This is a genomic window from Rhodanobacter sp. LX-99 (assembly GCF_018599185.1).
Lineage (GTDB): Bacteria > Pseudomonadota > Gammaproteobacteria > Xanthomonadales > Rhodanobacteraceae > Rhodanobacter.
In genome coordinates this window covers 2,204,173-2,221,662 of sequence record NZ_JAHFVL010000001.1, presented here as the reverse complement: position 1 = coordinate 2,221,662, position 17,490 = coordinate 2,204,173, and the positions used below count along the sequence as shown (strand labels likewise).

The 17,490-nt window shown below is 68.0% G+C and carries 21 protein-coding genes; 10 read left to right on the top strand and 11 right to left on the bottom strand.

The window, feature by feature from the left end:
• Positions 1-25 precede the first annotated feature (25 nt).
• Genes KK131_RS10200 through KK131_RS10175 form a run of 6 tightly spaced genes read right to left on the bottom strand, consistent with a single transcriptional unit; the run spans position 26 to position 4,506 of the window.
• Positions 26-1,231, bottom strand: coding sequence for an ABC transporter permease (locus KK131_RS10200; RefSeq protein WP_214556527.1), 1,206 nt, complete (start codon positions 1,229-1,231; stop codon positions 26-28).
• Entirely contained in the window at positions 1,228-1,962 is a 735-nt protein-coding gene (locus KK131_RS10195) for an ATP-binding cassette domain-containing protein (protein WP_214556526.1), read from the bottom strand. The genes KK131_RS10200 and KK131_RS10195 overlap by 4 nt, the downstream gene beginning before the upstream one ends.
• Positions 1,963-1,973: 11 nt before the next feature.
• Complete coding sequence (locus KK131_RS10190) at positions 1,974-3,551, bottom strand: alpha/beta hydrolase (protein ID WP_214556525.1); 1,578 nt, start codon at positions 3,549-3,551, stop codon at positions 1,974-1,976.
• A 3-nt stretch (positions 3,552-3,554) separates the two neighbouring features.
• Positions 3,555-3,752 carry a helix-turn-helix transcriptional regulator gene (locus KK131_RS10185; protein ID WP_214556524.1) on the bottom strand — a complete coding sequence of 66 codons (198 nt, stop codon included), beginning with the start codon at positions 3,750-3,752 and terminating at the stop codon, positions 3,555-3,557.
• Positions 3,749-3,898 carry a hypothetical protein gene (locus KK131_RS10180; protein WP_214556523.1) on the bottom strand — a complete coding sequence of 50 codons (150 nt, stop codon included), beginning with the start codon at positions 3,896-3,898 and terminating at the stop codon, positions 3,749-3,751. The genes KK131_RS10185 and KK131_RS10180 overlap by 4 nt, the downstream gene beginning before the upstream one ends.
• A complete protein-coding gene (locus KK131_RS10175; RefSeq protein WP_214556522.1) occupies positions 3,895-4,506 on the bottom strand; it encodes a hypothetical protein in 612 nt (203 codons plus the stop codon). Before KK131_RS10175 ends, KK131_RS10180 begins: the two co-directional genes overlap by 4 nt.
• A gap of 573 nt (positions 4,507-5,079) precedes the next feature.
• Between KK131_RS10175 and KK131_RS10170 the strand changes: the two genes are divergently transcribed.
• From KK131_RS10170 to KK131_RS10155, 4 genes are all read left to right on the top strand, one after another.
• Complete coding sequence (locus KK131_RS10170) at positions 5,080-5,634, top strand: fimbrial protein (protein ID WP_214556521.1); 555 nt, start codon at positions 5,080-5,082, stop codon at positions 5,632-5,634.
• A gap of 61 nt (positions 5,635-5,695) precedes the next feature.
• Positions 5,696-6,439, top strand: a complete 744-nt coding sequence (locus KK131_RS10165; RefSeq protein ID WP_214556520.1) for a molecular chaperone — start codon at positions 5,696-5,698, stop codon at positions 6,437-6,439.
• On the top strand, positions 6,436-9,213 hold the full coding sequence (locus tag KK131_RS10160) for a fimbria/pilus outer membrane usher protein (protein WP_214556519.1): 2,778 nt from the start codon (positions 6,436-6,438) through the stop codon (positions 9,211-9,213). Before KK131_RS10165 ends, KK131_RS10160 begins: the two co-directional genes overlap by 4 nt.
• On the top strand, positions 9,210-10,178 hold the full coding sequence (locus KK131_RS10155) for a fimbrial protein (RefSeq protein ID WP_214556518.1): 969 nt from the start codon (positions 9,210-9,212) through the stop codon (positions 10,176-10,178). The genes KK131_RS10160 and KK131_RS10155 overlap by 4 nt, the downstream gene beginning before the upstream one ends.
• Positions 10,179-10,184: 6 nt before the next feature.
• Here the strand turns inward: KK131_RS10155 and KK131_RS10150 are convergent, their stop codons facing one another.
• Positions 10,185-10,523, bottom strand: a complete 339-nt coding sequence (locus tag KK131_RS10150; protein WP_214556517.1) for a hypothetical protein — start codon at positions 10,521-10,523, stop codon at positions 10,185-10,187.
• A gap of 286 nt (positions 10,524-10,809) precedes the next feature.
• Positions 10,810-11,556 carry an FAD-binding oxidoreductase gene (locus KK131_RS10145; RefSeq protein WP_214556516.1) on the bottom strand — a complete coding sequence of 249 codons (747 nt, stop codon included), beginning with the start codon at positions 11,554-11,556 and terminating at the stop codon, positions 10,810-10,812.
• Between the two features lie 93 nt (positions 11,557-11,649).
• Between KK131_RS10145 and KK131_RS10140 the strand changes: the two genes are divergently transcribed.
• The 3 genes from KK131_RS10140 (at position 11,650) to KK131_RS10130 (ending at position 14,218) form a co-directional block, all read left to right on the top strand.
• On the top strand, positions 11,650-12,615 hold the full coding sequence (locus tag KK131_RS10140) for an ABC transporter ATP-binding protein (RefSeq protein ID WP_214556515.1): 966 nt from the start codon (positions 11,650-11,652) through the stop codon (positions 12,613-12,615).
• On the top strand, positions 12,612-13,391 hold the full coding sequence (locus KK131_RS10135; RefSeq protein WP_214556514.1) for an ABC transporter permease: 780 nt from the start codon (positions 12,612-12,614) through the stop codon (positions 13,389-13,391). Before KK131_RS10140 ends, KK131_RS10135 begins: the two co-directional genes overlap by 4 nt.
• Before the next feature lie 107 nt (positions 13,392-13,498).
• Complete coding sequence (locus KK131_RS10130; protein WP_214556513.1) at positions 13,499-14,218, top strand: pseudouridine synthase; 720 nt, start codon at positions 13,499-13,501, stop codon at positions 14,216-14,218.
• 7 nt (positions 14,219-14,225) lie between these two features.
• Here the strand turns inward: KK131_RS10130 and tsaD are convergent, their stop codons facing one another.
• Entirely contained in the window at positions 14,226-15,287 is a 1,062-nt protein-coding gene (gene tsaD / locus KK131_RS10125; RefSeq protein WP_345777276.1) for a tRNA (adenosine(37)-N6)-threonylcarbamoyltransferase complex transferase subunit TsaD, read from the bottom strand.
• Between the two features lie 68 nt (positions 15,288-15,355).
• Here tsaD and rpsU point away from each other — a divergent pair, with 68 nt between their 5' ends.
• Together rpsU and KK131_RS10115 are read left to right on the top strand one after the other, a co-directional pair.
• Positions 15,356-15,571: a 30S ribosomal protein S21 gene (rpsU, locus tag KK131_RS10120; protein WP_007081639.1), complete on the top strand. Its 216-nt coding sequence runs from the start codon at positions 15,356-15,358 to the stop codon at positions 15,569-15,571.
• 187 nt (positions 15,572-15,758) lie between these two features.
• Positions 15,759-16,205 carry a GatB/YqeY domain-containing protein gene (locus KK131_RS10115; protein WP_214556512.1) on the top strand — a complete coding sequence of 149 codons (447 nt, stop codon included), beginning with the start codon at positions 15,759-15,761 and terminating at the stop codon, positions 16,203-16,205.
• Here KK131_RS10115 and KK131_RS10110 read toward each other — a convergent pair.
• On the bottom strand, positions 16,183-16,497 hold the full coding sequence (locus KK131_RS10110; protein ID WP_214556511.1) for a hypothetical protein: 315 nt from the start codon (positions 16,495-16,497) through the stop codon (positions 16,183-16,185). The genes KK131_RS10115 and KK131_RS10110 overlap by 23 nt on opposite strands.
• A 154-nt stretch (positions 16,498-16,651) precedes the next feature.
• Here KK131_RS10110 and KK131_RS10105 point away from each other — a divergent pair, with 154 nt between their 5' ends.
• Positions 16,652-16,822, top strand: a complete 171-nt coding sequence (locus KK131_RS10105) for a DUF1328 domain-containing protein (protein WP_214556510.1) — start codon at positions 16,652-16,654, stop codon at positions 16,820-16,822.
• A gap of 7 nt (positions 16,823-16,829) precedes the next feature.
• On the opposite strand, the gene KK131_RS10100 is transcribed toward KK131_RS10105, so the two are convergent.
• Complete coding sequence (locus KK131_RS10100) at positions 16,830-17,465, bottom strand: N-acetyltransferase (protein WP_214556509.1); 636 nt, start codon at positions 17,463-17,465, stop codon at positions 16,830-16,832.
• Positions 17,466-17,490 lie beyond the last annotated feature (25 nt).

Below are 17,490 nucleotides of genomic sequence, written 5' to 3'. Positions count from 1 at the left end.
GGGTGGGGTCGCCTTTCGCCACGCCTCAGACGGAAATCGCCAGCTTCTCCGAGCGATACAGCTGGATCGTCGCCAGCACCGCGAGCAGCGCCGCCGCGAGGCTGCCGGCCAGGCACAAGCCGAGCTGCTCGCCGGTGACGCCGTCGCCGCGAAGCAGCTGCATGATGCCGAGGTTCTGGCCCAGCAGCGGCACTGCATACATCCACGCCTGCGCCTTGATCGGCACGAACGACAGTACCGCGCTGGGGATGATCGGCACCAGCATCAGCAGCGAGATGTAGGTCTGCGCCTCGCGGTAGCTCTTCGCGAACGCGGCCACCATCGACTGCAGCGCCGCCAGCAGCAGCACCAGCGGCAGCATCAGCAGCGACACGTAAGTGGCGAAATGCAGGCCCAGGTCCAGCTCCATGCCGATCTTCTCGGTGGGAATGAACTGCCCCACCACGGCGAACGCCAGCAGGGTGATCAGCAGGCTGGCGGCGGAGAACGCGCAGATCGCCGCCAGCTTGCCGCACAGGATCTTCCAGCGCGCCACCGGGTTGGCGAACAGCGGTTCCAGCGACTGCCGCTCGCGCTCGCCGGCGGTGAGGTCGATCGCCAGGTACATGCCGCCCATGAAGATGGTGATCACGAAGAAGTACGGCAGCATCGCGAACATCAGCACCGCGCGCGACTGCGGCGTGGCCTGGTCGCGCCGGGCCACCTGCAGCGGCCACGCCGTGCCTGGCGACATGCCGCGCGCGACCAGTCGCATCGCGCCCTGCTGCCGCGCATAGCCTTCGACCAGCTTGGTCACCCGCTCCACCGAGGTATTGGCGTCGCGTTGCGAGGAGTCGTAGAACAATTCGACCTGCACCGGCTCGCCCTTGCGCCAGGCCTTGCCGTAGTCGGCGGCGATGCGCAGCACCACGTCGGCGTCCTGCTTGCGCACGGCCTGTTCGGGATCGGCCACCGCCGCACCCGGCACCACGCCGCCGGCCTTCAGCGCGTCGAGCAGGTTCGGTGCGAACTCGGCGCCGATCACCGGCACCGGCAGCGGCTTTTCGGCCTTCTCCAGTTCGCGGTTGAGGGTGACGTTGATCAGCATCACGAACAGCAGCGGCCCCAGCAACGGGCCGGTCAGGAACGCACTCATCAGGGTACGGCGGTCGCGCAGGTTCTCCTTCACCTCTTTCAGGAACACGGTGAGGAAGGCGCGGCCACGCGGGGTTTCCGAGGCTGCCTTGTTCATGCCGCCAGTCCCTCGTCGGTGCCGATGATCTTCACGAATGCATCCTCCAGGTTGGCCGCGCCGGTCTGCGCGCGCAGCGTGTCCGGCGATTCGTCGGCCACCACGCGGCCGTGCGCGATCACCACGATGCGGTCGCACAGCGCGGCGACCTCCTGCATGATGTGGCTGGAAAACAGCACGCAGCGGCCTTCGCCCTTCAGCCGCAGCATGAACTGGCGCAAGGCGCGCGTGGCCATCACGTCGAGGCCGTTGGTCGGCTCGTCGAGGATCACGTTGCGCGGGTCGTGCACCAGCGCGCGGGCAATCGCGGTCTTCACGCGCTGGCCCTGCGAGAAGCCCTCGGTGCGCCGGTCGGCGATGTCGTCCATCTCCAGTGCCTTGACCAGCGCCTCGCGCCGGCTCGCCAGCAGGTCCTCCGGCAAGCCGTGCAGGCGCCCGAAGTAGTCGATGTTCTCGCGCGCAGTAAGCCGCTTGTACAGGCCGCGCGCATCCGGCAGCACGCCGAGCTGGCGGCGCACGCCGAGCGGATCGACCGCCGCGTCGATGCCGTCCACCAGCACCTGGCCGCGATCGGGCGTCATCAGCGTGTAGAGCATGCGCAAGGTGGTCGTCTTGCCCGCGCCGTTGGGGCCGAGCAGACCGGTGATCTCGCCGTCGCGGGCGGTGAAGCCGACGCCGTCGACGGCTTTCACCGTGCCGAACGCCTTGTGCAAATCCCTTACCTCGATCATGACGCCGCTCCTTAAGGGGTCGAACCGTTGAAGTCGATGAAGATCGGCGTGGGTTGCAGGCGGTCCAGGCAACTCGCGTCCAGCGTCTTCGGGTCGAGCTTCTCGACGAAGTGCTGGATCAGTTGCGGCGCGCAGCCGGCTGCCATCACGCCGTGCGCCTGGCCCTTGAATACCAGCACGCGCGCGTTCGGCAGGCCTTTCGCCACCTCGTCGGCGTAGCGCGGCGGGGTCACCGGGTCGTACTGGCCGGCCAGCAGCAGCATCGGCTTGCCTGTCTTCAGCGGCTGGTGGAAATCGGCCGGACGCGTGCCCTTCGGCCATACCGTGCAGACCGCTTTCAAAGCGTCGACCATGCGCGTACCCAGGATGGTCTGCGCGTCCTGCGGCCGCGCCGCAAGCAGGTCGGCATCCTCGCTGCAGATCACCGAGTACTGCATGCCGCTGCCCATCAGCTCGGACAATTCGCCGGACAGCAATTTGGCCTGGCCCAGCAGCGGGCCGACGTCGCCATGCGCGGCAGCGTCGATCGACAGCGGCAGCAGCGCGGCGGTGGCCGGCGTGTAGGCGAACATGCGCACCACGCTGGCCAGCGAATCCTCGTCCAGCATCCGCTTCACCGTCTGGTAGCTCTGCGGGTCGCGGAAGCTGACCTGGTGCGGATTCGCGCGCAGCGCATCGCGCAGCTGGTACAGGGTCTGGTCCGGGTCGCCGAACTGCTTCTTGCAGGCCGGTTCGGCGGTGCAGCGGGCGAACTGCGCCTTCAGCGCGTCGTCCAGGTTGCGCGCGAAATCCTCGCCCAGCGCCAGCGAATTCGGCACCGCGCTGTCCAGCACCACGCTGCGCACGGCATCCGGGAAACGCCTCAGGTACTGCTGCGCCATCCGCGTGCCGTACGACACGCCGACCAGGTCGAGCGGCGGTGAGCCAAGCGCCTTGCGCACATCCTCCAGGTCCTGCGTGGCGATCGTGGTGGTGTAGTAGCGCGGGTCGGCACGGCCGGCCAGCTGCCGCAGGCAGTCGGCGGCGGCGGCACGCAACTTGTCGGCGTCGAACGTGCTGTCGTCGGCAGGCGTCACCGTCTCGGCGGACTCCTTGCAATCGAGCGCATTCGAACCGCCGGTGCCGCGCTGGTCCAGTAGCACGACGTGGCGGTGCGCCAGCAGCGGCTTCAGCACGGACGCCACCAGGCCCGCCGAGTCGGTCGCTGCCTGGCCGGGGCCGCCGGCAAGGAACACCAGCATGTCCGGGCTGGCCACCTGCGCACGCGAGCGCAGCACCGCCAGTTTCAGCTTGATCGTGCGGCTGTGCGGATCGGCGCGGTTTTCCGGCACCGGGAACTCGGCGCACCACGCCGCCGTGCTCAGCCCGCTGTTCGGCTGCGCCAGTTCGCACGCGGTCAGCGTCAGCGAACCCAGCCGCCAGGTCGGCGCCTTCGCGGGCGGCTGCGGCTTGGCCGCGACCACCGAAGCGACCGCCGGTGCGGCAGGTGCCGTGGCCGGTTCCCTGCTGCGCATCTGGTTCCACGCCAGGAAACCCAGGCCCACGACCACCGCACCGATGCGGATCGCGGTACGTCCATTCAATGCCATGCCCTACTCCTCACCCGGTACGAAAATCGATTCAATCGGACGGCCAAACAATTTCGCGATCCTGAACGCCAGCGGCAGGCTGGGATCGTACTTGCCGGTCTCGATCGCGTTGACGGTCTGCCGCGACACGTCCAGCCGCTCGGCCAGATCGGCCTGCGACCAGCTCTGTTCGCCGCGCAGTTCGCGTACGTGGTTGTTCATCGATGGCGCCGCGTGACCGCCGCCCGCGCCGCGCCAGCTGCCCAGGCGGCATATCCGGCTACATGATCGAGATCGGCGATCGTGCAGCCGGGCGTGGCGGGAACGAACTCGTGCAGATGGCGCCTGGCCAGCGGGTTCATCTTCACGGCAGCTCCTCGACATGAGGATGACGCCGGCGCCAGCGCGCGATGCCGAATACCAGGCCAAGCACGGCGAACCCCACGGCGATGCCGCACAGCGTGCCCAGGCTGCTGTCGTCCAGCGATCGCCGGAACCACCACGCGGACACGCCCAACATGGCCGCCATCAGCAGGAAGCGCCGGTACAGCGGCATGCGGCTTTCATCATCGCAGGACAGACTCACGCCATAGCGGCGCGCCACCCACCAGCGCGTGATGCCGTAGCAGAACATCAGCGCCGGAAAGACCCAGATCAGGATCGTGCCATCCACAGGCCAGACCCGGGCCGACGCGAGAAATCCGCCGATCATGCTGAGCGCACCCACCAGGCCCGTGGCCGCGCCCAGCGCGATCAGGTGCGTACGCTGCTCCAGCTCGTCGCTGTCGCGGATGCGCCGCGCCATCAGCCCGATCATGTAGAGCATCGGCAACACCGGCGCCAGCGCCAGCAGCATCTTCAGCGGCAGCCCGGTCACCGTGCGCACCAACGGCCAGACCCCCAGCATGACGGCGACGTATGCCGCCATCGCCAGCATCGACTGCCGCTGGTACTGCTTGTCGGAAAGGCGAGGCATCGCGTACTCCTTGCAGAGCGATTTCGGAAAGTCGTCCGGCGTCGGCTGGAATTTCGCCCGCTGTTCGCTACGGCCGTCGCATGGGCCAGCACGACAGCACCGCTGTCCAGCGCCGGGCCCGATGCCGGCAAAGGGAAAATCAGATGCGACCCATGTTCATGGCGATTCTCCTTGCCGGTAAATGTCAAGCAAACTTGACAAACGCAAAGTACGGGAAGGCACCGCCTCATGTCAAGCAGACTTGACTAAATTCGTAAAAACCGCGTGATATGCTTGTCAAGATAAGTGACGCAGTTCGCATTTTCCGGTGCCGAAATTTGTCAGGGATTGCCTACACGTCGCGTGTAATCGTTGTCCTGTCTCAATTTCTACATCGCAGTGATCGGCCTAGTGTCTGAAGTAATCGTTTACGCGCATTATTTGGCATGGGTATTGCTTCAGGTCGATCGTCCGGGGGGACTTTCCCATGGCGCGACGCGCGCCGGGCCGCGGCCCGTCGACCCAGGCGACCGCCTGCCTCCGCCAGCAGCACAAGCCATCACCAACCAACACTCATCAAGGACACCGCAAGCAATGAACAAGACCCTGCTTTCCACTGCGCTGGTCGCCGTCATGGCCGCCGCCGGCTTCGCCCCGACCGCCCAGGCCGTCGACGGCACCATCAACATCACCGGCCAGGTGGTGGGCCAGACCTGCAAGGTCGAGAACACGGCCTACGGCACGCAGGCCACCAAGAACGTGACCCTGCCGCTGGTGCTGGCGCCGGTGCTTGGCACGGCGGGCAACACTGCCAACAAGACCCCGTTCACCCTGAACATCACCGGCTGCGACTCGGCCCTGAGCACGGTGCAGACCCAGTTCTCCGGCGCCAACATCGACGCCACCACCGGCAACCTGAAGCTCACCGGCGTCGGCGCGGCCACCAACGTGGAGATCCAGCTGCTGAACGGCAGCGACCAGGTGATGCCGCTGAACAACGGCACGGCGACAGCGCAGAACTCGCAGGTCGTCGCACTCTCGGGCGGCGCCGCCACCATGAACTACTCGGCGCAGTACGTCGCCGTCGGCGGCGCGGCAGGCGCGGGCTCGGCGAACACCAGCGTCGAATTCACGATGAACTACCTGTAAGCCGCTTGCAGCCGCGGCCGGCAGTGCCGGCTGCGGCCTCACTCTCCGGATCCGTCACCCCATGAACAAACTCGTCTGCGCTCTCGGCGCGGGGCTGCTGACGCTTTGCCTGGCCCTGACCAACGCCCACGCCAGTGTCGTGATCGCCGGTACCCGTGTGGTGTTCCCGGCCGCGAACGGCGAGGTCACCGTGCGCCTGAGCAACGATGGCGGCCAGCCGGCGCTGGTCGAAGCGTGGATCGACGACGGCAACCCGGCGTCGACGCCCGATACGGCGAACGTGCCGTTCCTCATCACGCCGCCGCTGTTCCGCATGAATGCGGGCAAGGGCCAGAGCCTGCGCATCGTCTACACCAACCAGCCGTTGCCGAAGGATCGCGAATCGCTGTTCTGGCTGAACGTGCTGGAGATCCCGCCCAAGCCCGCGACGAAACCGGGCGAGGCGCAGAACACGCTGCAGTTCGCCGTGCGCTCGCGGCTGAAGCTGTTCTTCCGCCCGGCCGGACTGACTGGCGATTCGCTCGACGCCGCCAAGCAGGTCACCTGGACCGTGGCCGCCGATGGCGCGGGCTACGCGCTGGTGGCGCGCAACCCCACGCCGTACCACATCACCTTCAGCCAGCTGTCGCTGAACGTCGACAACGTGGCGTACGCGCCCGGCAACGGCATGGTCGCGCCGCTGTCGACGCTGCGCCTGCCGATCAAGAACCTGCACCGCGCGCCGGCGGCCGGCACCGTGGTCGCCTACACGGTCCTCAACGATTTCGGCGCCGCGACCTCCTACCAGGGCACGATTGCGCCGTGAAGCCAGGGCGCGCCAGCGCCGCGCTTGCGGGCGGACACCAACCCGTCGCCCGCCGCCGGCTGCTGTCCGCGCTGGTCGGCCTGGCGCTGTGCGGCTGGGGCGGCCATGTCGCCGCCGCGGCGACGACGGGTGCGGATGCCGGCGCGCACGCCGTCGACGCCATGGACGCCAGCTTCGACCGCAGCCTGCTCTCCGGCGCGGGCCAGAACACCACCGACCTGTCCCGCTTCGAACGCGGCGATTTCATCCCCGCCGGCAGCTACAGCGTCGACCTCTTCCTCAACGGCGGCGCCGCCGGCCGCACCGACGTGCGCTTCGCCGCGGCATCGGCCGACGCCAGCGCCACGCCCTGCGTGACCCCGGCGCTGCTCGATCGGCTGGGGCTGCACCCGGACAAGTTGTCGGCACGCGTCACCGCCGACCTGGCCGACGACCGCGTCTGCGTCGACATCGCCAGCGTGATTCCCGGCGCCAGCATGAGCTTCGCGATGTCCGACCTGCGCCTGGACACCAGCGTGCCGCAGGCCTACCTGGGACAGCAGGCGCGCGGCTACGTCGACCCGAAGTACTGGGATGCCGGGGTGAACGCCGGCCTGCTCAACTACAACTTCAACAGCTACCGCACCCGCAGCGGGGGCCTGACGCAGACTTCGTCGTACCTCGGCCTTAACGCCGGACTGAACCTGGGCCGTTGGCACCTGCGCCACAACTCCTCGCTGAACTGGCAAACCGGTGCCGGCGGCATGCGTTCCGGCCGCCACTGGCAGAACATCGCCACCTACGCGCAACGCGACCTGCCGCAGCTGCGCGCGCAGCTGACCCTGGGCGACGCGTGGACCAGCGGCGAAATCTTCGACAGCTTCGGCCTGCGCGGCGTGCAGCTGGCCACCGACGACCGCATGCTGCCGCAGTCGCTGCGCGGCTACGCGCCCACCGTGCGCGGCGTCGCCGACAGCAACGCCAAGGTGACCGTGCGCCAGAACGGCATGGTGATCTACCAGACCACCGTGGCGCCCGGCCCGTTCGTCATCGACGACCTGTACGCCACCGGCTACGGCGGCGATCTCGAGGTCAGCGTGGCCGAGGCGAACGGCCGCGTGCATACCTTCTCGGTGCCGTACGCCTCGGTGCCGCAGCTGCTGCGCCCGGGCGTGACGCGCTTCGGCGTGGCCGCCGGCCAGCTGCGCGACGAGACGATCGAAAACAAGCCGAACGTGGTACAGGTCACCGTGCAGCGCGGCCTCTCCAATCTGCTGACCGGCTACGCCGGCGCGGTAGGCTCGCCCGGCTACGGTGCCCTGCTGCTGGGCAGCGCGCTGAACACGCGCTATGGCGCGTTCGCCATGGACGTCACCACCGCGCGCACGCGCATCCCCGGCCTGGACACGCTGTCCGGCCAGAGCGTGCGCCTGAGCTACAGCAAGACGCTGGCGCAGACCGGCACCTCGCTGAGCGTGGCCGCCTACCGCTACTCGACCAGCGGCTACCTCGCCCTGGGCGACGCCGCGCGGGCGCGCGACTACGCGCGCCGCGGCCTGCCGGTGTTCGCGGCCGGCCCGGCCCGGCCGCTGACGATCAACGGCGTGCCGGTGTCGGACCTGCTGACCCCGGCGCAGCAGGCCGCGCTGGCCGGCGGCGACTACCGCGACTACCTGGTGCCGGCTGGCGTGGACCGCCAGCGCAACAGCTTCAGCCTCACCCTCAGCCAGCAGTTGGGCAGCCGCGGCGGCTCGCTCTACCTCAACGGCTCGGCCCGCGACTACTGGAACCGCAGCGGCACCGACACCCAGTTCCAGGTCGGCTACAACAACTCGATCGGCCGGATGAACTACAGCCTCTCGGCCAGCCGCGAGCGCGACCTGTTCGGACGCAGCGACAACCGCTACATGCTCAACCTCACGATTCCGCTGGGCAGCAGCCGGCACGCCCCGAACCTCACCGGCACGCTCACCCGCGACGGCAACGGCGGCATGCAGGAACAAGCCACGCTGGGCGGCACCGCCGGCGTCGACGACCGCTTCAACTACGGCGTCACCGCCACGCACGACAGCAGGCAGGCGGGCGGCGCGGGCAGCACCGGCAGCGTCAACGCCGGCTACCGCGGCAGCTACGCGCAACTCAACGCCGGCTTCGGCGCGGGCAGCGGTTACTCGCAGGCTTCGCTGGGCGCGACCGGCGGCATCGTCGCGCACCCGGGCGGCGTCACCTTCGGCCAGCCGCTGGGCGACACCGTGGCGATCGTGCAGGCGCCGGACGCCGCGGGCGCGCGCGTCGGCAACGCGGCCGGCGTGCGCATCGACCATGCCGGCTACGCGCTGGTGCCGTACGTCACGCCCTACATCCTCAACACGATCAGCATCGATCCCACCGGCCTGCCGCTGGACGTGCAGTTGGACAGCACCAGCACCGAGGTGGCGCCGCGCGCCGGCGCCGTGGTGATGGTGAAGTTCAAGAGCGAGAGCGGGCATTTCGTGCTGATCCAGGCGCACCTGCCGAACGGCGCGACGCTGCCGTTCGGGGCGGAAGTCACCGACGAGCAAGGCCAGCCGATCGGCGTGGTCGGCCAGGCCGGCCGCATCATGGTGCGTACCGCCCATGAAACCGGCCGCCTCAACGTGCAGTGGCAGGATCAGGATCTCGCCCGGGTCTGTTCGTTCTCCTACCGGCTGCAGCCTCGCGCCGAGAACCGGCGCGGCATCGGCGCCATCGAACAGATCGACGCGACCTGCGGACAACCCCACGACGCGGCGCAGGTCGCCGGGAGCGGAACATGATGCGCACGGCAAGCCTGCTGTTGACGCTGCTCTTGCTGGTGCTGGCGCCGCTGGGCGCCCGCGCCGAATGTCGCTACGACACCGGCAGCAGCACCTCGGTCACCTTCGTACTGCCCGCGACCATCTCGATCGCGGCGAACACGCCTGATGGCACGGTACTCGCCGCCTCGGCGCAGGCGGGCCCCGCCAATCCCCCCACCATCACGTGCGGCTCTTACCGCCGGAATGGCAAATGGCAGGAATCGGCCGAGACGATGACCTACGGCGTGGTCAATACCCGCGGCGGCTACCTGGCGGACAACCTCACCTACGCCACCGGCATACCTGGCATCAGCTACCGCATCACGCACCCGAGCGCCTACCTGACGGTGTATCCGCTCAACAGCACGTCCGTCTCATCCACGACGTTCAGCGTGACCTCCGGCCTGGAGCTGATCAAGACCGGCTCGGTCGCCTCCGGCAACGTGCTGGCGGCGGGCAAGCTCGGGGACTGGCGATGGGACGACTCATCGGGGAACACGCTGATCCCCGAAACGTTCTGGCTCGGCAACTCCGTCACCTTCACCACGCCGAGCTGCACGGTCGTCGCCAACCCGATCGACGTGACGCTGCCCAAGGTGCTCAACACCGCCTTCAGCGGGGTCGGCGCCACCGCCGGCAAGACACCGTTCCAGATCCGGCTGTCGTGCCCGCCCGGTACGGCGGTAACGAAGATCACCATGCACACGGCGTCTCCCGACAGCCACACCGGCGTGGTGGCACCGGCCGGTGCCGGGTATGCCTCCGGCGTCGGCGTGCAGATCCTCGACGGCAATTCGAATGCGGTGACGTTCGAGACCCAGGCCGTGGTCACTCCGGCGGCCACCGCGTCGATTCCCTACTACGCGCGGTATTTCCAGACCGCACCGGCAGTCACCAGCGGCCCGGTCAAGGCCACCGTGACCTTCGACGTCTTCTACCAATAAGCGCGCCTATTCATAGGTCCGAACGACAAGCCGGGCGTCGGCGGCGTTCGCGTAACTGACGAAGTAATCGAGCAGCCGGTTGTTCGCAACGCCCGCCGCGTCGAGGCGGATCACGGTGCGCGAATAGGAACGGCCAGGCTCGGTCGGCGTCCGGCCACAGGTCAACCGGCGCGGTGCAAGTCCAGCGGCCGGCGGCGACGCCATGTCGCCATCGGCATCTTCGGTGAGACAGGTCGGCTCGACCACCGCGCCCGAGAACACGACGCGACCGCTCGCCGCGTATGCGCTCGAGACGCCCACGAGCATGGCCAGACCTGCCAATGCAATGCCAAGCGGACCGCTCATACCGCTCACCTCCTTGAGATACCGCCCCCGCGGATGCGGAGCCTCTCAGCGGGTCATCGGCCTGGTCCATTCGACCTTGATCGACTCGGGCGAACCTGTCGCCGGAAATGTGATGGGCATCACATTGCCGGGGGAGGATCGGACCCGGAGCACGACCGCCCGTTCACCCACTCCGGCCATTTAGCCTTCGGGAAGTGAATCGGTCGTGACATATCGGTGAACGGCAACCCCGCCATGCGTCACGATGGCGGCCTGCATCACGCCGGCCATGACACACGGGCCGCGTTCAGCGCGACGAGATGTACTTCTCGCGGCGGATCTGCGGCACCGGCAGGCCGAACTCCTTCAGTGCGGTGAAGGCCGCATCGACCATGTTCGGGTTGCCGCACAGGTAGGCGATGTCGCGCTCGGCGCGCGGACCGAGTTCGGCCAGCACGTTCTGCACGTGGCCGCTGCGGTCGGTGGGGCGCGGGGTGGCGCGGGCTTCGCGGCTGAGGCAGCCGTGGAAGATGAAGCCGGGATGGGTTTGCGCGAACGCCTCGAACTCCTCGCCGTAGAGCAGCTCGGCTTCGGTGCGCGCGCCGTACAGCAGCACCACTTCGCGATCGCCCTTGGCAAGCAGTTTTTCGATCTGCGGCAGCATCGCGCGGTAGGGAGTGACGCCGGTGCCGGTGGCCAGCAGCAGGTAGCGCGGGTGGCTGTCGGTTTCCTGCAGGCAGAAGCGGCCGTAGGGACCGCTGGCGTCGATCACGCCGCTCAGCGGCAGTTCGCCGAGCAGCTTGGTGGCGGCGCCGCCTTCGACGTAGCTCACCGCGATCTCGATGCGTTGCACCGGCGAGTGGCCGTCGCCGACGGTGGCCACCGAGTAGCTGCGCTTGGTCGCCGTGCCGTCGTCGTAATGGAAGTGCACCTGCAGGAACTGGCCGGGCTGGAACGCCAGCGGCTGGCCGTCGGCGCGCTCGAACACCAGGTGGCGCACCGCGGGCGCGAGCATGCGGCTGTCGACGAGACGGAGCTGGAAGTGGTCGGCCATGAAAGATTTCCGGAAACAGTGTGTGCCGTCGGGCAGGGCCGAGCGGCTGGGCGTAGCCCGCTATAATAAGGGCTAACCCCCTCGGTGCAGCCCATGTCCCCGCAGTATCCAGATACAGCCCCCGCGCTTGTCGTCGACAATCTGCGCAAAACCTACGGCAACGGCGTCGAAGCGCTGAAAGGCATCAGCCTCACCGTGCAGCCCGGCGACTTCTTCGCCCTGCTCGGCCCGAACGGCGCCGGCAAGTCCACCCTGATCGGCATCCTGTCCTCGCTGGTGAACTCCACGTCCGGCGACGCGCAGGTGTTCGGCGTGTCGGTCAACAAGGACCGCAGCGCCGCGATGCGGCTGATCGGCCTGGTGCCGCAGGAAATCAATTTCAACCAGTTCGAGAAGCCGTTCGACATCTGCGTCAACGAGGCCGGTTTCTACGGAATCCCCCGCAGGATCGCCGCCGAACGCGCGGAGAAATACCTGAAGGAACTGCGCCTGTGGGACAAGGCGCAGATGCAGGCGCGCACGCTGTCCGGCGGCATGAAGCGGCGGCTGATGATCGCCCGCGCGATGATGAACGAGCCGAAGCTGCTGATCCTGGACGAGCCCACCGCCGGCGTCGACATCGAGATCCGCCGCTCGATGTGGCACTTCGTCAGCGGCATCAACGCGGCCGGCACCACGGTGATCCTGACCACGCATTACCTGGAGGAGGCCGAGTCGCTGTGCCGCAACATCGCGATCATCGACCACGGCACGATCATCGAGAACACCAGCATGAAGCGCCTGCTGGCGACGCTGGACGTGGAGACTTTCGTGCTGGACGTGACCACCATCCCGGCCGAACTGCCGAACCTGCCCAACGTCACCCTGCGCCGCCGCGACGAGCACACGCTGGAAGCCGAGATGGCCCGCTCGCACGACCTCAACTCGCTGTTCGCGACGCTTTCCACGCACGGCATCATGGTGACCTCGATGCGCAACAAGACCAACCGGCTGGAGGAGCTGTTCGTGCGGCTGGTGGAGCATGGCCGCAGCGAACTGGCCGCTGGAGTCGTCGCATGAGCCACGCCGCCGCCAACCTCGTCGCACTGAATACCCTCATCCGCCGCGAGATCGTGCGCATCATGCGCATCTGGACGCAGACGCTGATTCCGCCGGCGATCACCATGACGCTGTACTTCGTGATCTTCGGCAAGCTGATCGGCAGCCGCATCGGCAGCATCGAAGGCGGTTTCAGCTACATGCAATACATCGTGCCGGGGCTGGTGATGATGAGCATCATCACCAACAGCTACGGCAACATCTCCAGTTCGTTCTTCGGCGCCAAGTTCAGCCGCGCGGTGGAGGAAATGCTGGTGTCGCCGATGCCGAACTGGGTGATCCTGCTCGGCTACGTGGCGGGTGCCGTGGTGCGCGGCCTGGTGGTCGGCATCCTGGTGCTGCTGATCGCGCTGTTCTTCACCGACCTGCACGTGCTGCACCCGCTGATCACGTTCGCCTCGGTGCTGCTGGGCGCCACGATCTTCTCGCTGGCCGGCTTCGTCAACGCGGTGTACGCGAAGAAATTCGACGACATCGCGCTGGTGCCGACCTTCATCCTGACCCCGCTGACCTACCTGGGCGGCGTGTTCTATTCGGTGAACATGCTGGGCGAACCGTGGCAGGCGATCTCGCGCGCCAACCCGATCCTGTACATGGTCAATGCGTTCCGCTACGGCGTGCTCGGCATCAGCGACGTGCACGTGGGCATGGCCTTCGTGGTGATGATCGGCTTCGTGATCGCGCTGTCGATCGTGGCGCTGCAGCTGCTCAAGCGCGGCGTCGGCTTGCGCTCGTGAAAGCCGGGAATCGGGAATCGGGATACGGGATTCGGCAAGGCGCGTTCTCGCGAGCTTGTGGCTTTTGCGAATCCCGAATCCCCAATCCCCAATCCCGGCCCTGATCCATGCGCGTCAACAAATACATCAGCGAAGCCGGCCTGTGCTCGCGCCGCGAAGCGGACGAGCTGCTGGTCGCCGGGCGCGTCAGCATCAACGGCGAAGTCGTCACCACCGGTGCCAAGGCGCTGGAAGGCGACGAGGTGCGCGTCGACGGCGAGATCGTGTGCGCGCGCATCCTGGCCGCCACGCCGGCAGCGAAGAAGGCGATCTACATCGCGTTGAACAAGCCGGTCGGCATCACCTGCACCACCGACCACAGCGTGGACGGCAACATCGTGGACTTCATCGACCACCCGCAGCGGATCTTCCCGATCGGCCGGCTGGACAAGGATTCCGAAGGGCTGATCCTGCTGACCAGCAACGGCGACATCGTCAACGAGATCCTGCGCGCGGAAAACCACCACGAGAAGGAATACCTGGTCGGCGTGAACAAGGCGGTCACCGACGAGTTCCTGGCCGGCATGGCCAAGGGCGTGCGCATCCGCGGCCAGATGACCCGGCCCTGCCGCACCCGCCGCATCGCGAAATTCGGCTTTTCGATCGTGCTGACCCAGGGCCTGAACCGGCAGATCCGCCTGATGGCCGCCGCGTTCGGCTACCGCGTGACCCAGCTGCGCCGCGTGCGCATCGACAACGTGAAGCTGGCTCATCTGAAACCCGGCCAGTGGCGCAACCTCACCGAAGCGGAATTGAAGGGCTTGCTGCCCGGGCGCACGCAGTGGTGAACGCGCGCTAGGCGGCGGGCAGGCTCTGCAGGTCCCAGCGCGGACGTACCTGCACGGTCTCGTCCTGACACTGGCCGCCGGCCAGGCGGATCGCACCGGCCAATGCGATCATCGCGCCGTTGTCGGTGCAGAAGTCCAGCCGCGGGAAATACACCTGGAAACCGTCTTTCTCGCCGGACCTGGCCAGCTCGCTGCGCAATCTTCGGTTCGCACCCACGCCGCCGGCGATCACCAGCCGCTGTGCGCCGCTGGCCTCGAGCGCGCGCCGGCACTTGATGATCAGCGTGTCGACGATCGCCTCCTCGAACGCGCGGGCGATGTCGGCGCGGGTCTGCTCGCTCTGGTCGGACTGCTGCCAGGCCAGCAGCACCTGGGTCTTCAAGCCGGAGAAGCTGAAATCCAGCCCCGGCCGGTCGGTCATCGGGCGGGAGAAGCGGAAGGCGCCGGCGCGACCCTGTTCGGCCAGTTTCGCCAGCGCCGGGCCGCCGGGATACGGCAGGCCCATCATCTTGGCGGTCTTGTCGAACGCCTCGCCGGCGGCGTCGTCCAGGGTGTCGCCCAGGATCGTGTACTGGCCGATCGCCTTCACCTCGACCAGCATGGAGTGTCCGCCGGACACCAGCAGCGCAACGAACGGCGGTTCGGGCGGGTTGTCCTCCAGCAGCGGGGCGAGCAGGTGGCCTTCCATGTGGTGCACCGCGATCGCCGGCACGCCCAGCGCCCAGGCCAGCGCGCGCCCGGCGGAGGCCCCGACCAGCAAGGCGCCGACCAGGCCCGGACCGGCGGTATAGGCCACCCCGCCCAGGTCGCGCACGCTCAGCCCGGCCTGGGCCAGCGCCTCGCGGATCAGCGGCAGCAGCTTGCGCACATGGTCGCGGCTGGCCAGTTCCGGCACCACGCCGCCGTAATCGGCGTGCAGCTTGATCTGGCTGTACAGGGTATGCGCCAGCAGGCCACGGCCCGGCGCGTCCGGTTCCCAGCGCAGCAGCGCCACCCCGGTCTCGTCGCAGGAGGTTTCGATGCCCAGCACGGGCTTGTTCGCCGGCTTTGAAAATTCTGTGGTATCCACGGTATAATTCGCGGCTCGCCCTATTTGACAGTCCCGTACCAGCGGGCAGATTACCACTCGGAGTTTCCATGCCCAACGTAAAAGTTCGCGAGAACGAGCCGTTCGAGATCGCACTGCGTCGTTTCAAGCGTACCTGCGAAAAGGCCGGCGTCCTCGCCGAAACGCGCAAGCGTGAGTTCTACGAAAAGCCGACCCAGGAGCGCAAGCGCAAGCGCGCCGCCGCGGTGAAGCGTCATCTGCGCCGCCTGTCGCGCGACGTCTCGCGCAAGGTCCGCCTGTACTGAGTTTCCGCCCGCCGTTCGTCGGCAGGCCCGCCAGCGTCTTCACGCTGCGCATGCAGGAAACACGGTCGGCGCGGGTTCTCGCAGCCACCGCAAGCACTCGGATTCGACATTGGCCGGTGTTGTCCCAAGGACAACGCCGGCTTTGTCGTTTCCGTAGAATCGACATCCCACCCCAGAGGCCCCGCCCATGACCCTCAAGCAGCAGCTCACCGAAGACATGAAGACCGCCATGCGCGGCGGCGACAAGCACCGGCTGGGCGTGATCCGGCTGATGCTGGCGGCGATCAAGCAGCGCGAGGTGGATGAGCGGATCGAGCTGGACGACGTGCAGGTGCTCAGCGTGCTGGAGAAGATGCTGAAGCAGCGCAAGGATTCGGTGAGCCAGTACGCCGCCGCCAACCGCGAGGATCTGGCCGACGTCGAGCGCGCCGAAATGGTGGTGATCGAGACCTACCTGCCGGCCAAGCTCGGCGACGACGAGATCGACGCCCTGATCACCGCCGCGATCGCCGAAACCGGCGCCACGTCGCCGCGCGACATGGGCAAGGTGGTGGCCGCGGTGAAGGAAAAGGCCGCCGGCCGCGCCGACATGGGCGTGGTCTCGGGCCGGATCAAGGCGCGCCTGGCCGGCTGAGCGTCCCGGCCACGAACAGCAAGCCCAGCAGCACCAGCACGCCGGCGACCGCCGCCAGCGCCATGCGATGGCGGCGCCTGCGCAGCCGCTGCCAGTTCGCCACGTCGAGGAAATAGCGCCCCTCGCCCGGACAGCGCAGCACCGCGTGACTCACCAGCCGATACCAGGCCATGCCCGGTTTCAGCCCCAGTTGCTCCGCCGTGCAGGCAGTCGCCGCCGTGGTCGCGGCAGCCCGCTCGAACGCGCGCACGATCGCACGCTGTTTGATCATCACCACCGCGCTGATCACCATGGCTCGTCACTCCCGGGGCCGGCCGGGAAGCTTGCCGCTCCGCTCCGCCACAGGCAAGCGACACGATGCATCGCGTTCACGCCCGCTCCGCTACAACCGCCGTGACCCGCCCGGGATTCCGCCGTGCGGGCGCACATTGCTGCAGGAGAAGTACATGCTGAAGTGGGCCATCATCTTCGCCATCATTTCGCTGGTCACCGGCTGGCTCGGCTTCGGCGGGGTTGCCGGAGTCACCGCCACCATCGCCAAGGTGCTGTTCGTGTGCTTCGTGATCCTGTTCCTGCTGGCCGTGCTGGCGGTGATCGGCGTGATCAGCCTGTTCTAGCGACGACTCAGGCCGGCGCCTGCCATTGCATGCGCCGGTGGTCGGGCACTTGCCCGCGCGCATTGGCCAGCGTCGAGCGACGCTCGCCGGTCACCGCGAAACCCAGCCGCTGGTACAGCCGCTGCGCATCCGGATTGGTCGCCGCCACATCGAGGACCACCGGCCCGCCTGAACCGGTGGGCCGGGCGGCCAGCAGATGATCGACCAGGGCCGAGCCGACACCCTGGCCACGCAGCGACGGCGCCACCCCCAGGTGCCCCAGGTAGTACATCGCGCCGGCCGGCGGCGGAATCACCGACTCCACCTTCAGCCCGCGCGCGATCACCCCGGCCGCATGACGCCAGCCGTAGTGACCGAGGATCTGCCGTGCCGCGGCCAGCGTGAAGCTCCACTTCGTGGCGCCACCGTAACCCGCCCCGACCGCCACCACCGCGCCGTCCAGCTCGCCCACCACGTGGTTGCGCCAGCCGAACTCGCCGGCTCCATCGACGAACGCCCGCCGCAGGAACGCCTGCGCGTCGCCCAGCCCCGGTACCGCGAACACATACTCGAACGCGGCCGGGCCGGAGCTGTGGATCAGCGGCACGGCGGCCGCCACGTCCGCCGCCGCCGCGGCGCGAAAGCTCACTCCAGCGCGGTTCATCGCCCCTCCCCTGTGACATTTCGCC

What these genes read in the sequence shown, in the direction of transcription:
- KK131_RS10200 (WP_214556527.1), bottom strand. Translation starts at nt 1,231, where the DNA reads ATGAACAAGGCAGCCTCGGAAACCCCGCGTGGCCGCGCCTTCCTCACC.
- KK131_RS10195 (WP_214556526.1), bottom strand. Translation starts at nt 1,962, where the DNA reads ATGATCGAGGTAAGGGATTTGCACAAGGCGTTCGGCACGGTGAAAGCC.
- KK131_RS10190 (WP_214556525.1), bottom strand. Translation starts at nt 3,551, where the DNA reads ATGGCATTGAATGGACGTACCGCGATCCGCATCGGTGCGGTGGTCGTG.
- KK131_RS10185 (WP_214556524.1), bottom strand. Translation starts at nt 3,752, where the DNA reads ATGAACAACCACGTACGCGAACTGCGCGGCGAACAGAGCTGGTCGCAG.
- KK131_RS10175 (WP_214556522.1), bottom strand. Translation starts at nt 4,506, where the DNA reads ATGCCTCGCCTTTCCGACAAGCAGTACCAGCGGCAGTCGATGCTGGCG.
- KK131_RS10170 (WP_214556521.1), top strand. Translation starts at nt 5,080, where the DNA reads ATGAACAAGACCCTGCTTTCCACTGCGCTGGTCGCCGTCATGGCCGCC.
- KK131_RS10165 (WP_214556520.1), top strand. Translation starts at nt 5,696, where the DNA reads ATGAACAAACTCGTCTGCGCTCTCGGCGCGGGGCTGCTGACGCTTTGC.
- KK131_RS10155 (WP_214556518.1), top strand. Translation starts at nt 9,210, where the DNA reads ATGATGCGCACGGCAAGCCTGCTGTTGACGCTGCTCTTGCTGGTGCTG.
- KK131_RS10150 (WP_214556517.1), bottom strand. Translation starts at nt 10,523, where the DNA reads ATGAGCGGTCCGCTTGGCATTGCATTGGCAGGTCTGGCCATGCTCGTG.
- KK131_RS10145 (WP_214556516.1), bottom strand. Translation starts at nt 11,556, where the DNA reads ATGGCCGACCACTTCCAGCTCCGTCTCGTCGACAGCCGCATGCTCGCG.
- KK131_RS10140 (WP_214556515.1), top strand. Translation starts at nt 11,650, where the DNA reads ATGTCCCCGCAGTATCCAGATACAGCCCCCGCGCTTGTCGTCGACAAT.
- KK131_RS10135 (WP_214556514.1), top strand. Translation starts at nt 12,612, where the DNA reads ATGAGCCACGCCGCCGCCAACCTCGTCGCACTGAATACCCTCATCCGC.
- KK131_RS10130 (WP_214556513.1), top strand. Translation starts at nt 13,499, where the DNA reads ATGCGCGTCAACAAATACATCAGCGAAGCCGGCCTGTGCTCGCGCCGC.
- rpsU (WP_007081639.1), top strand. Translation starts at nt 15,356, where the DNA reads ATGCCCAACGTAAAAGTTCGCGAGAACGAGCCGTTCGAGATCGCACTG.
- KK131_RS10115 (WP_214556512.1), top strand. Translation starts at nt 15,759, where the DNA reads ATGACCCTCAAGCAGCAGCTCACCGAAGACATGAAGACCGCCATGCGC.
- KK131_RS10110 (WP_214556511.1), bottom strand. Translation starts at nt 16,497, where the DNA reads ATGGTGATCAGCGCGGTGGTGATGATCAAACAGCGTGCGATCGTGCGC.
- KK131_RS10105 (WP_214556510.1), top strand. Translation starts at nt 16,652, where the DNA reads ATGCTGAAGTGGGCCATCATCTTCGCCATCATTTCGCTGGTCACCGGC.
- KK131_RS10100 (WP_214556509.1), bottom strand. Translation starts at nt 17,465, where the DNA reads ATGAACCGCGCTGGAGTGAGCTTTCGCGCCGCGGCGGCGGCGGACGTG.